This window comes from Micromonospora sp. NPDC049799 (genome assembly GCF_040656655.1).
Classification (GTDB): Bacteria; Actinomycetota; Actinomycetes; order Mycobacteriales; family Micromonosporaceae; genus Micromonospora.
This window is the reverse complement of record NZ_JBFAMU010000129.1, coordinates 1-11,611: the sequence shown is the minus strand read 5'-3', so window position 1 is coordinate 11,611 and position 11,611 is coordinate 1. Positions and strand designations below refer to the sequence as shown.

12 protein-coding genes are annotated in these 11,611 nt (G+C 72.6%); 9 read left to right on the top strand and 3 right to left on the bottom strand.

What is annotated here, in order from left to right; all coding sequences use genetic code 11:
- The first annotated feature begins 253 nt into the window (after positions 1–253).
- From AB0I76_RS12850 to AB0I76_RS12820, 7 genes are all read left to right on the top strand, one after another.
- The gene (locus AB0I76_RS12850) at positions 254–490 is read left to right on the top strand and encodes an HTH domain-containing protein (protein WP_357033994.1); all 237 of its coding nucleotides are present in this window, start codon (positions 254–256) and stop codon (positions 488–490) included.
- Positions 490–1,068, top strand: a complete 579-nt coding sequence (locus AB0I76_RS12845; RefSeq protein WP_357033991.1) for a Clp protease N-terminal domain-containing protein — start codon at positions 490–492, stop codon at positions 1,066–1,068. Before AB0I76_RS12850 ends, AB0I76_RS12845 begins: the two co-directional genes overlap by 1 nt.
- Positions 1,069–1,303: 235 nt before the next feature.
- Positions 1,304–2,308 carry a diacylglycerol kinase family protein gene (locus tag AB0I76_RS12840; protein WP_357033989.1) on the top strand — a complete coding sequence of 335 codons (1,005 nt, stop codon included), beginning with the start codon at positions 1,304–1,306 and terminating at the stop codon, positions 2,306–2,308.
- On the top strand, positions 2,301–3,302 hold the full coding sequence (locus tag AB0I76_RS12835; protein WP_357033987.1) for a YihY/virulence factor BrkB family protein: 1,002 nt from the start codon (positions 2,301–2,303) through the stop codon (positions 3,300–3,302). The genes AB0I76_RS12840 and AB0I76_RS12835 overlap by 8 nt, the downstream gene beginning before the upstream one ends.
- 76 nt (positions 3,303–3,378) lie before the next feature.
- Positions 3,379–4,869 carry a phosphatase PAP2 family protein gene (locus AB0I76_RS12830; protein ID WP_357033985.1) on the top strand — a complete coding sequence of 497 codons (1,491 nt, stop codon included), beginning with the start codon at positions 3,379–3,381 and terminating at the stop codon, positions 4,867–4,869.
- Positions 4,870–4,876: 7 nt separating this feature from the next.
- Positions 4,877–5,686, top strand: coding sequence for an endonuclease/exonuclease/phosphatase family protein (locus AB0I76_RS12825; protein ID WP_357033983.1), 810 nt, complete (start codon positions 4,877–4,879; stop codon positions 5,684–5,686).
- A gap of 35 nt (positions 5,687–5,721) precedes the next feature.
- Positions 5,722–6,447: a hypothetical protein gene (locus tag AB0I76_RS12820; protein ID WP_357033981.1), complete on the top strand. Its 726-nt coding sequence runs from the start codon at positions 5,722–5,724 to the stop codon at positions 6,445–6,447.
- A 16-nt stretch (positions 6,448–6,463) separates the two neighbouring features.
- Here the strand turns inward: AB0I76_RS12820 and AB0I76_RS12815 are convergent, their stop codons facing one another.
- Positions 6,464–7,090 (bottom strand): TIGR03086 family metal-binding protein, encoded by a 627-nt coding sequence (locus AB0I76_RS12815; RefSeq protein ID WP_357033979.1) that lies wholly within the window; start codon positions 7,088–7,090, stop codon positions 6,464–6,466.
- Between the two features lie 79 nt (positions 7,091–7,169).
- Here AB0I76_RS12815 and AB0I76_RS12810 point away from each other — a divergent pair, with 79 nt between their 5' ends.
- Positions 7,170–7,946, top strand: coding sequence for a helix-turn-helix domain-containing protein (locus AB0I76_RS12810; RefSeq protein WP_357033977.1), 777 nt, complete (start codon positions 7,170–7,172; stop codon positions 7,944–7,946).
- Between the two features lie 127 nt (positions 7,947–8,073).
- On the opposite strand, the gene AB0I76_RS12805 is transcribed toward AB0I76_RS12810, so the two are convergent.
- Complete coding sequence (locus AB0I76_RS12805; protein WP_357033976.1) at positions 8,074–8,931, bottom strand: alpha/beta hydrolase; 858 nt, start codon at positions 8,929–8,931, stop codon at positions 8,074–8,076.
- Complete coding sequence (locus tag AB0I76_RS12800; RefSeq protein ID WP_357033973.1) at positions 8,928–9,890, bottom strand: TIGR03557 family F420-dependent LLM class oxidoreductase; 963 nt, start codon at positions 9,888–9,890, stop codon at positions 8,928–8,930. The genes AB0I76_RS12805 and AB0I76_RS12800 overlap by 4 nt, the downstream gene beginning before the upstream one ends.
- Positions 9,891–10,127: 237 nt before the next feature.
- Here AB0I76_RS12800 and AB0I76_RS12795 point away from each other — a divergent pair, with 237 nt between their 5' ends.
- The gene (locus tag AB0I76_RS12795; protein ID WP_357033971.1) at positions 10,128–11,501 is read left to right on the top strand and encodes a cellulase family glycosylhydrolase; all 1,374 of its coding nucleotides are present in this window, start codon (positions 10,128–10,130) and stop codon (positions 11,499–11,501) included.
- The last annotated feature ends 110 nt before the right edge of the window (positions 11,502–11,611 follow it).

Here is an 11,611-nt window from a genome sequence, read left to right as displayed (position 1 = left end):
AGGACATGCCGCTGACCAAGGCCGCCCAGACCGTCCAGGTCTCGGCCTACCCCGACCACTACGCCCAGTGGGAGCAGCAGGCCGCCGACCTCGTCACCGAGCACTGGAACAGCTGACCGCTGACCACCACAGACCTTCCTCCAAGGGGGAAACAAGCCGCTGGCCGGCACCCGAACACGGGTGCCGGCCAGCGGCCTTTCGTTGTCGTCAACGATGGTTGACACGGCCGACCCTGTCAACGTAAGTTGACGACATGAGTCAGGCGACGGAACTCGCGGCGGAGGCCGGCAGCACCGATCCCCGGGTCGGGCTGCGCGCAGTCCGCGCGCTACGCCGGTTGCTCGAGCGGCTGGAGGTGGTCCAGGTGGACAACGCCCGACGGCAGGGCTGGTCCTGGCAGGAGATCGCCGACGCGCTCGAGGTGAGCCGGCAGGCGGTGCACAAGAAGCACGCCGGGCGGCCGGCGGTCGGAAACTCCTGGGAGGCGTGATGTTCGAACGGTTCACCGACCGGGCCCGCACGGTGGTGCGGCGGGCCCGCGACGAGGCGAGGAACGAGGGTCAGCGGCCGGTCGGCACCGAGCACCTGCTGCTCGCCGTCCTCGCCGACGGCGACAGCCTCGCCGTGCGGGTCCTGCAGGGGGCGGGGATCACCGCCGACGACCTGCGGGACCGGATCCGGCGGCACACCGAACGCGGGGGCACCGGCCTCGCCGACGCCGACGCCGCCGCGCTGCGGGAGATCGGCATCGACCTGGCCGCCATCGTCGCGCGGATCGAGGAGAGCTTCGGCCCGGACGCGCTCCGCGAGGCCGTGCCAGCGCCGCGCCGGCGCTGGGGTCGCCGACGGTACGCGGGCGGCCCGTTCTCCCCGCGCTCCAAGAAGGTGCTGGAGTTGTCCCTGCGCGAGGCGCTCCGGCTGCGGCACTCGCACATCGGCACCGAGCACATCCTGCTGGGGCTGCTCCGCGAGGGCAACGGGCTGGCCGCGCTGGTCCTGCACGAGGCGGGCGTCGACCTCGACGACCTGCGCCGCCGGATCGAGACGGCGCTACGCACGGCCGCGTGACGGTGCTGCGCGCCGCCACCGCCACCACCTACGCGATCTTGCACTTTTGGTCGTCCTTATGGGTGCTATGCCGCTTGTGCGGCGGCAGAAAGTGCAAGATCGCGGGACGGGACGGCGTGATGGGCGGCGTGCCGGGCCGGTCCGGTGGCGGCCCCGTTGAAACGTCTCTGTGGGACTGCCGACGCGGCCGGCACGGGGACTCGCTGAACTGCGGGTCGTGCTGCACACTTGCGCCGTGGATGCTGGACAGGACGAGCGGCCCGGGGCCGCCGATGGCGGGCTGCGGTCCGCGGTGGTGGTCAATCCGGTGAAGGTCGACGACCTCGACGAGTTGCGTCGCACGGTCGACGAGGCGCTCGCCGCCGCCGGTTGGGCGGAGCCGTTGTGGTTCGAGACCACCGTCGAGGACCCGGGCCGTGGCCAGGCAGAGGAGGCCGTCAAGGCCGGCGTGGACGTGGTCCTCGCGTGCGGCGGCGACGGCACCGTGATGTCCTGCGTCAGCGCCCTGGTCGGCACCGACGTGGCGCTCGCCATCCTGCCCCAGGGCACCGGCAACCTGCTCGCCGCCAACCTCGGCCTCTCCAACGACCTCGCGGCCGGTCTGGCGGTGGCCGTCGAGCGCGGGCGCCGGCTGCTCGACGTCGGCCAGGTCGAGGAGCACCACTTCACCGTAATGGCCGGCATGGGCTTCGACGCCCAGATGCTCGCCGCGACCTCGGAGACCACCAAGAAGCGGATCGGCTGGCCCGCGTACGTCGTAGGCGCCGCCCGCCACCTGCGTGACCGGCCGATGAAGGTCTCCATCCGCATCGACGACCAGCAGCCCATGCGGCGCCGGGCCCGCTCGGTGCTGGTCGCCAACGTCGGCCGCCTCCAGGGCGGCGTGACCCTGCTGACCGAGGCCGAGCCGGACGACGGCTACCTGGACGTCGCCGTGCTCACCCCGCGCACCCTGCGGCACTGGCTCGCCCTCGGCTGGGCGGTCGCCCGCCGGCAGGGCCGGGTCCCGCGGATGGAGGTGTTCCGGGCCCGGCGCGTGGAGATCACCAGCAACCGCCCCCAACCCCGGGAGCTCGACGGCGACCTGATCGCGCCGGGCCGGGTCCTCAAGGCGGAGATCCGCCGGCGGGCGCTGTGGCTGTGCGTACCGCAGCCGGAGGCGGCTCCGGACCTGTCCGACGACGCGAAGGCGGCGGCCGAGCGGGGCGAGGAGCTGGTCGAGGAGGCGCGTCGTGAGTAGCACCCGGATCGTGCCCGAGACGCAGTTGATGGCCGACGAGGAGCTGTCCGCCGACGACGCCTGGCACACACTGCGCCGGCAGGGTGGCTGGCACCTGCTGCGGGACGCGTTCATCCGGTTCCGCTACGGCGACGGGTTCAGCCACTCCCGGGCGTTCGCGTTGCAGCTCTGCCTGGCCGTCGTGCCGTTCATGATCGCGCTCACCGGTCTGATCTCCGAGCTGGGCGTCGAGGAGGGCGGCGAGGTCGTCGCCGACACCGTCCTGGCGCTGTCCCCGGGGGCCAGCGACGAGGTGGTGGCCGAGCTGCTCGGCGAGGGGGAGCGCACCGAGGAGGCGGGCGAGCTGGCGCTCAGCCTCGGCCTGCTGACGGGTTTGGTCGCGCTGACCAGCACCATGGCGCAGATCGAGCGGGGCGCCAACCGGATCTACGGTGTCGAGCGGGACCGCCCGGCGCTGTGGAAGTACGTGCGCGCGGCGGTCCTCGCCCTCGTCGCCGGCCTGCCGGCGCTGGTCGGGTTTCTGATCCTGGTGGCCGGCGGGGCGATCGGCGACTCCGTGCAGCGGCACTACGCCTGGGGCGACGTGGCCAACGGCGTCTGGGACGTGGTCCGCTGGCCGTTGAGCCTCGGGCTGACCGTACTCGCCGTGGCGGTGTTGTTCCGGCACGCGCCCCGGCGTAACCAGCCGAGCCTCTCCTGGCTGTTCTTCGGCGCCGCCATCGCCACCGTGCTGTGGTGGTTGGCCAGCCTCCTGCTCGCCGCGTACGTGGTGTTGAGCGACGACTTCAACCAGACGTACGGGGCGCTGACCGGGATGATGGCCCTGCTGCTCTGGGCCAACCTCACCGGCATGGCGCTCTTCGGTGGGCTGGCCTTCGCCGCCCAACTGGAGGCGCTGCGGATCGGGGTGGACGAGCCGGCGCAGCCGGACCTGTGGGAGCCCGAGACCGATCGCGCGGAACTCCACGACACCGGCGAGATGACCTCCCTGTAGGGCCGCCCCGAACCGCCCCCGGTGTACGCAAAGCGCCGATCGGGTAAAGCGGCACGCCAGAGAGAGGGAGGCTGTCGTGGGCGCGGTCAAGGATGTGGTGCGGCGACCCCTGGGTCACTTCACCGAGCGGACGCTCGCCGGTCTGGCGATCGTGCTCGGTGGCGGGGTCGGCTTCGGGTTGCTGCTCGTGCTGGTCCGGGTGCGGTGGAGCCCGCTCTACGACGTCGACCACGGCGTGGCGCAGTGGCTGAACGACCAGGTGGCGCCGCACGGCCCGTTGGTGACGGTGCTCAACGCGCTGACCGACCTCGGTGGCCGGGCGGTCATCCTGTGGCTGGTGTCGGTGGCGGTGGTCGGCCTGCTGATCCGCCGGCAGGGCCGGCTCGCGGTGTTCCTCATCATCGCCGGGATCGGCGCGCTGATCCTCGACCCGGCGGTGAAGACGCTTGTCGACCGGCTCCGTCCGGAGGTGGAGGTGCCGATCGGCAGCTACGCCGGGCAGAGCTTCCCCAGCGGCCACGCGCTCGGGTCGTTCGTCGCGTACGGTGCGCTGCTGCTGGTCTTTCTCCCCGCCCTCCGGCCCCGCTGGCGCAAGCCGGCGATCGCGCTGGTCGGGCTGGTCGTCTTCCTGATCGGGATGACGCGCATCGCGCTGGGCGTGCACTTCGTCTCCGACGTGCTGGGCGCCTGGCTGCTGGGCGCCGCGTGGTTGGGCGTCACCGCGTACGCCTTCCGGCTGTGGCGGTTGGAGCGGGGGCGGCGGGTCCCGGCGCTGACCGAGGGCCTGGAGCCGGAGGCCGCGCACGACGTGTCGCCGGCGCCGGACGAGGCGCACCTGCTGCCGCACCCCCGGGCCGCGGTGTTCGAGCTGCTGGTCGGCTGGGTGCTGATCCTCGGCGCGCTGTACGGGTTCGGGCTGCTCGTCAGCTACCACGCCGGTGGCACCTTCTTCGCGACGCTGGACACCGACGTGCCGCGCTGGTTCGCCGAGCACCGCACCCCGGCGTGGGACGACTTCAGCTACTGGTGGAGCAAGGCCGGCGACACCCACGCCATCCTGCTCGTCTCGCTGGTCTTCTGCCCGCTGGTGCTGGCGGTGTGGCGGCGCTGGCGGCCGGTGCTGTTCGTGGCGTTGACCATGTTCGGCGAGCTGAGCCTCTTCCTCGCCTCGGCCGCCGCGGTGGACCGGCCCCGCCCGCCGGTGGGGAACCTGGACGGGCCGATGCCGACCTCGTCCTTCCCGTCCGGGCACATCGCCGCGACGCTGTGCCTGTGGACGGCGATCGCGCTGATCGTCTTCCCGCGTACCGACCGCTGGTGGCGGTGGATCTTCGTGGCCCTCGCGGTGATCATGCCGACCGGCGTGGCGATCTCCCGGATGTACCGGGGCATGCACCACCCGACCGACTTCATGGGCGCGATCATCCTCACCGCGCTGTGGGTGGGCCTGCTCTACTGGGTGGTCCGCCCCAACGAGGACCTGCGCGAGGGCAACCGGCCCAGCATCTCCTCCGAGGATGTGGACACCCTCGACGACGAGCTGGTCAAGGCCGGTCGGACGGACTGACCCGGCGATGCTGCGGGTGATGACCTGGAACATCCGGACCGGCGGCCGGGACTCGGGCGGCGTCGACCGCACCGACGCGATCGTCCGGGTCGTCACCGACCTGCGGCCCGACCTGCTCCTCCTGCAGGAACTGCGGGGCTTCGACCGACCAGACACGCTCGGCGGGTTCGCGGGCCGGGTGGGGATGCGACCCCACCTGGCCCGGGCGTGCTTCGGGCAGCCGGTCGCGGTGCTGGTCCGCCCGCCGCTGCGGGTGCTGGACGCCGGCCGGGTACGCCGTCCGTTCCACCACGCCGCCGCCCGCGTACGCGTGGCCACGTCGGCGGGGCCGATGACCGTGCTCGGCACCCACCTGTACCCGTACTCCGGGGGGCGGCGGCGGATGGAGGCCGACTGGCTGGCGACTGCCGTGCGCCGGAGCCCGGACTCCCTGGCCCTGCTCGGCGGCGACCTGAACACCCTGGACCCGACGGTCGACCATGCCGGGCGGCTGGCCACCATGCCGGTGCGGTACCGCCGCCGGCACCTGCGCCGCGACGGCCGTACGGTCGACACCCGGGCGGTGTCCCGCCTGCTCGCGGCGGGCCTGGTGGACCTCTGGGCCGCCCACGCCGGTGACGCGACCGAGGCCGAGGGTAGGACCGTGCCGACCCGGCACGGCGGGGTGGAGTTCGTCGGGGCGCGGCTGGACTACCTGCTCGCCACCCCGCCGGTCGTCCCGCTCACGCGGACGGTACGGGTGGTCCGCGGCGGCGACGCCGACCATGCCTCCGACCACTACCCGGTCGTCGCCGACCTGGACCTGGATCCGGCCTGAGCTCCGGCCTGGTGGCCGCCCGCTACGGTGTGCCGGTGATCGACTCGTCGGGGCCGGTGCGCCGCCCGGAACGTCCCGCCGACGCGCCGTGGCTCGTGGTCGCTGTCGTCCGGGGCGCCGCGCTGCTCGTGGTGCTGCCGGCCCGCGTGCTGTGGGAGCTGCTCGGGGCCGGCGTCCGGTGGACGGACCGCTGGCTGCTCACCCCGGTCGGTCGGTTCCTGGAGCGCTGGCTGCTGCGTCCCGTGGCCCGGCTGCTGCGGCACCTGCTGTGGGTGCCCCTGGTGTGGCTCGGCCGGGCGCTGGTCCGGCTGGCCCGGTGGCTCGTGTGGCTTCCGCTGGTGTGGCTGGCAAGGGGCCTGGCCTGGCTGGCGTACCACCTGTTCTGGCGCCCGGTGATCTGGCTCGGCCGGGTCCTCGCCCCGGTCTTTCGTCCCCTCCTCGCCGGCCTGATCGCCGTCCTCCGGTGGCTGGGGCGCGGCCTGCGGGGCATCGGAGCCGCGCTGTGGGCGGCGGTGCGCTGGGCGTGGTGGGCGGCCGGCCGTGTGCTGCTGTGGACCTACGTGGTGACACTGCGGCCGGTCGTCCTGGCCGTCGCATGGGTGTGGCGTACGACCGTCCGGCCGGTGGGGCGGGCGGTCGCCGCCGTCTGGGGCGCGACCGTGACCCCGGTGGTCCACTGGGTACAGGACACCGTCGTCGCCCCGACCCGGGCCGTGGTCCGCGACGTACTGGCCGCCCTCGGCCTGCGTCGCAGACCATGACGGTGGTCGGTGTCGCTCAGGTTGTGGAGCGGGTGCGGCCGGCAGCGGTCCTGGGGTGGGCGCCGTCAGTCACCGGGACGGCCCAGCCCGGGTCCCGGCCGCTGAGGGCCAACGCCTGCTCGAAGGTCCTGGCGTCACCGACGGGAGGCAGCGGGGCGGCATAGATGCCCATGCGGCGGCCCTGGTCGCCCATATCGGCGAGGAACCGGTAGGTCACCTCGGCGAGGTCGTCGTCGCATCGATACGTCTGCCCGGTGGCACGGGCCAGGTCCCAGCCGTGGATGGCCAGATCGCTGACGAGCATGGCGGCCACTGCCGGAGCCGGCATCCGCATGTCGCCCAGGGTCACCCCGCCCTCCCACGCGTCCCCCTCGACCCAGGCGGCGATCGCGGTGCTGCCCGCGTCGTCGAAGTGCGCGGCCCATCCGTCGTCGATCAGGGCGCGGTCCCACAGGTCACCGGGCACCGGCAGCCGGCGGCCGGCGAGCTGGAGCGCGTGAACGACCTGCAGGAGATGGTTCGTCAGCGCTCGCACGTCCCAGTCCCGGCAGGGTGTCGGTGCACCGAACTGATCCGGTTCGACGCCGCGCACCACCTTCGCCGTCTCGATGATTGCCTTGTTTAACACCGTGTGAAGTGGCATGAGCGCAGGCTAGGGCGACGTGGTCGCAGCGGTCTTGAACAAACGCGACCGGCCACGTCTGCGGTGCTAGCCTGCAGCCGTGCCGGCGATCCTCAACCCTGGCGCAGCGCAGCAGAAGTTTCGGTTCCGCGCCGTCGACGCCGTGCCCGCGTTACGGGCGTTCGTCGCTCACTACTGGGTCGTCACCTGGGACCTGCGCGGCCAGGATCCCTACGAGCAGCAGGTTCTGCCCTATCCGTCGGTCAACATGACCTTCAAGCCCGGCCGGTGTCGCATCGCCGGGGTGCCCCGCGGCCGTTTCCGGGAAGTGCTGTCCGACAGCGGCAGGGTCTTCGGAGTGCGGTTCCACCCCGGCGGATTCCACCCGTTCCTCAACCGGCCCGTCGCGTCGATCACCGATCGCTTCCTGGCTGTCGAGGCGGTCTTCGGTCCGCCCGGGCGCCGGCTCGCCGACGCGGTGCTCGCCGCCGACGACGAGACCGCCGTGGCATTGGCGGACGAGTTCCTCACCGTCAGGGCACCCGAGCAGCCTGACCCGGCCGCCCGGCTGGCTGCCGCCATCGTCGCGCGCACGGCCACCGACTCCGCCATCACCCGCGTCGACGACCTCGCCCGTGAGTTCGCCCTGAACGTTCGCCACCTGCAACGGCTGTTCACCACCTACGTCGGTGTCAGCCCGAAGTGGGTCATCCGCCGCCACCGTCTGCACGAGGTCGCCGCGCGTGCCGCCAGCGGCACGCCGGTCGACCTCGGTGCGCTCGCCGCCGACCTGGGCTACAGCGACCAGGCACACCTGACCCGTGACTTCACCAGCATGACGGGCACGTCCCCGGTCCGGTACATCAAGGCGCAGTGATGGCTACAGCACCAGGTTGAGCAGGACGGTCAGCACGATCGAGGCGACCACCGAGAACAGGATCATCAGTAGGCAGCCGAGGCCGCCGCCGGCCGGACGGATCTCCGTGTTGCCGATGCGCATGCGATCACCTGTTCGTCAGTGAGAGGGCGAGGAGCCGGCGGACCGCGTCGGCCACCGGGCCGGGCGCGGTGGTCAGGACGTTGTGCGCCGCCCTGGGCACGACCACGTCCCGTGCGTCGGGGACGAGCCGGGTGACCTGCGACCGCCAGCCGGGTGGCACCACGGGGTCCCGCGAGCCGGTCACCACCAGGGTGGGCGCGGTGATCCGTACCAGGTCCTCCTCGATGGAGTTGCGCACCGAGTAGGTCAGGGTCGCGTACACCCGCCAGGGGCGCGCGTCCCACACGTCGCGGAGCAGGATCGGTGCCTGCAGGGGCGCCTCGACCAGCGTGTCCACCAGCCAGCGGCCGAACTGCCCGCGCCGCGAGCGGGCCGCCGGGTCGCTGGTGGGCCCGGCCAGGCCCACCGCGCGGACCGCGGCGGGGTGCCGGGCGGCGGCCGCCGCCACGACCTCCGCGCCGAAGGAGTGGCCGACCAGGCAGGCCGGTGGGAGACGGTACGCGGACAGCCAGGCCGCCAGGTGGTCGGCGTGCCGCCGCACGTCGTACGCGGTGCCGGGCCGTTCGGTCAGCCCGAAGCCGGGCAGGTCGGGCACGTACACCGGGTGGGTGTCGCCGAGCGCCACGGCCAGCGGGGTGAGGTACCGGTGGGAGACCGCCAGCCCGTGCACCAGCACCACCGGCGGTGCTCCGGTGCCGGGGTCGGCGGTGCGCCGAGTGTGCGTCCGCAGCCCGTCCACCAGGTGCCACTCGCTGGTCAGCCCGGCGGCGGGCCGTGGTGCGGCCAGCGTGAGTCGCAGCTCGGCCGGTCCGAAGCGGCCGGCCGCGGTGGTGCGCGGCCGGCGCAGCAGGGACGGTCTCACAGCTCCCGCAGCCGCGGCAGCAGCTGCTCCTGTGCCCAGTCCAGGAACATCGGCTGGCTCTCCCCGCCGATCTGCAAGACCGCGACGTGGGTGAAGCCGGCGTCGACGAACTTCTTGACCGCCTCGACGTGCCGGTCCACGTCCGGCCCGCAGGAGATCCCCTGGGCGACGTCCTCCTCGCGGACGAACTGGGTCGCGGCGGCGAATGCGTCCGGCCCGGGAAGGTCGGCGTTGACCTTCCAGCCGAGGCCGAACCACCGGAACTGGTCGTGCGCGATCTTGCGGCACTCCGCCTCGTCCGGGCCGTAGCAGATGGCCACCTGACCGTAGCGGGGGCGACCCGAGCCGCCGGCCTCCTCGTACATCTCGATCAGGTGGGGCAGCGGGTCGGTGGCGACGATGCCGTCGGCGTACTCGGCGGCGAGGGTGGCCGACTGGCGGCCGGACGCGGCGATCGCCATCGGCACCGGGCGCTCCGGCCGGTCCCAGACGTACGCGTCGGGCACGTCGTAGTGGTTGCCGGAGAAGGTCAACGTCTCGCCGTTGAGCAGCGGGCGGATGATCTGGAGCGCCTCCTCGAACATCTCGTGCCGCTGCTCGACGTGCGGCCAGCCACCGACCACGTGCTCGTTGAGGTTCTCCCCGGCACCCAGCCCGAGGGTGAACCGGCCGTCGGACAGCACCCCGATGGTGCTCGCCTTCTGCGCCACCACCGCCGGGTGGTACCGCCGGATCGGGCAGGTCACGAACGACATCAGCTCCGCCCGGCTGGTCGCGTGGGCGACGGCGCCGAGCACCGACCAGGCGTACGGGGAGTGGCCCTGCGCGTCCAGCCAGGGGTAGTAGTGGTCGGACATGACGAGGTGGTCGAAGCCGGCGGCCTCGGCGCGCACCGCGTAGTCGACCAGCTCCTTTGGGCCGGCCTGCTCGCACATCAGGGTGTAGCCGACGTTGACCATGTCTCTCCCCTTCCGGGCCGGCGGATCGTCACCGGATACCCCGGTGGGCGTCGGCCAACCCTGACGTCCCGATCGACCACGCTTTCCTTAACCGGTTCATTGCGCCGGAGCACCCATCGCCCTACGCTGATTCCTGCGTCGCCGGGAGCCAGGTGGCGGCTGTCGGGCTGCAGCCGCCGCCGGTTGAGACGTCCCCACCCCGCCCTGGGCAGCGGGGGACCCTCGGTGAGGAAGACCATGAAGACACGACTTACCGCCGTCGCGGCGGCGCTGCTGGCGCTGCTCGTCGGCGTACTGGCGTTCGGGCAGCCCGCGCGGGCCGCCACCGGTTTCTCGGTGGCGAACGGCAAGCTCTACGACGCCAACGGCACGGAGTTCGTCATGCGTGGGGTCAACCACGCCCACACCTGGTACCCGCAGCAGACCAGTTCCTTCGCCAACGTCAAGGCGCTCGGCGCGAACACCGTACGGGTGGTGCTCGCGAGCGGGGACCGCTGGACCCGCAACAGCAACGCCGACGTCGCCAACGTCATCTCGCTGTGCAAGGCCAACCGGCTGATCTGCGTGCTGGAGGTCCACGACACCACCGGCTACGGCGAGCAGAGCGGCGCGGTCAGCCTGGACCGGGCGGTGGACTACTGGCTGAGCATCGCCGACGTCCTGGCCGGCCAGGAGAGGTACGTCATCGTCAACATCGGCAACGAGCCGTACGGCAACCAGAACTACGGCTCCTGGGCCACCGACACGTCCAACGCCATCAAGCGGCTGCGCAACGCCGGCCTGGACCACACGATCATGGTGGACGCGCCCAACTGGGGCCAGGACTGGTCCTTCACGATGCGCAACAACGCGTCGACGGTGTTCGCCGCCGACCCGGACCGCAACACCGTCTTCTCCATCCACATGTACGGCGTCTTCGACACCGCCGCGGAGATTAGCGACTACCTGGGCCGGTTCCGCAGCGCGGGCCTGCCCATCGTGGTCGGCGAGTTCGGCTTCGACCACTCCGACGGCAACCCGGACGAGGAGACGATCCTGTCGTACAGCCAGGCCAACGGGATCGGGTGGTTGGGCTGGTCGTGGAGCGGCAACGGCGGCGGTGTCGAGTACCTGGACATGGCCACCGCCTTCGACCCGGCCCGCCTGACCACCTGGGGTCAGCGTCTCTTCAACGGCGCCAACGGGATCCGGCAGACCGCGAAGGAGGCGACCGTCTTCGGCACCACCCCGCCGACCACGCCGCCGCCCACGACCCCGCCGCCGACCACCCCGCCGCCGACGACTCCGCCCCCCACCACGCCGCCGCCGAGCGCCGGCTGCACCGCCACGTACAGCGTGGTCAACTCCTGGCAGGGCGGCTTCCAGGGTGAGGTGAGGGTGACCGCCGGCTCCTCGGCGATCACCGGCTGGACGACCCGCTGGACGTTCGCCAACGGCCAGACGGTCAGCCAGTCCTGGAACGCCACGGTCAGCGCCTCCGGCTCGACGTACACCGCCCGCAACGTCGACTACAACGGCCGGCTGGGCGCGGGCGCCAGCACCAGCTTCGGCTTCATCGCCAGTTGGAACGGCACCAACGCCACGCCCGCGGTGAGTTGCACCGCGAGCTGAGGCCCGTCGTACCACCACCGGTGGCCGGGTCCGCGCGGACCCGGCCACCGCCGCGGGCGGGGGACACCAAGTACCTGCACCGGGGCCCCCGCCCGCCAAGGGCGTGCACC

Excerpts from the sequence above, each read along its gene's own strand:
- AB0I76_RS12850 (WP_357033994.1), top strand. The coding sequence starts at position 254 with ATGAGTCAGGCGACGGAACTCGCGGCGGAGGCCGGCAGCACCGATCCC.
- AB0I76_RS12845 (WP_357033991.1), top strand. The coding sequence starts at position 490 with ATGTTCGAACGGTTCACCGACCGGGCCCGCACGGTGGTGCGGCGGGCC.
- AB0I76_RS12825 (WP_357033983.1), top strand. The coding sequence starts at position 4,877 with ATGCTGCGGGTGATGACCTGGAACATCCGGACCGGCGGCCGGGACTCG.
- AB0I76_RS12815 (WP_357033979.1), bottom strand. The coding sequence starts at position 7,090 with ATGCCACTTCACACGGTGTTAAACAAGGCAATCATCGAGACGGCGAAG.
- AB0I76_RS12800 (WP_357033973.1), bottom strand. The coding sequence starts at position 9,890 with ATGGTCAACGTCGGCTACACCCTGATGTGCGAGCAGGCCGGCCCAAAG.
- AB0I76_RS12795 (WP_357033971.1), top strand. The coding sequence starts at position 10,128 with ATGAAGACACGACTTACCGCCGTCGCGGCGGCGCTGCTGGCGCTGCTC.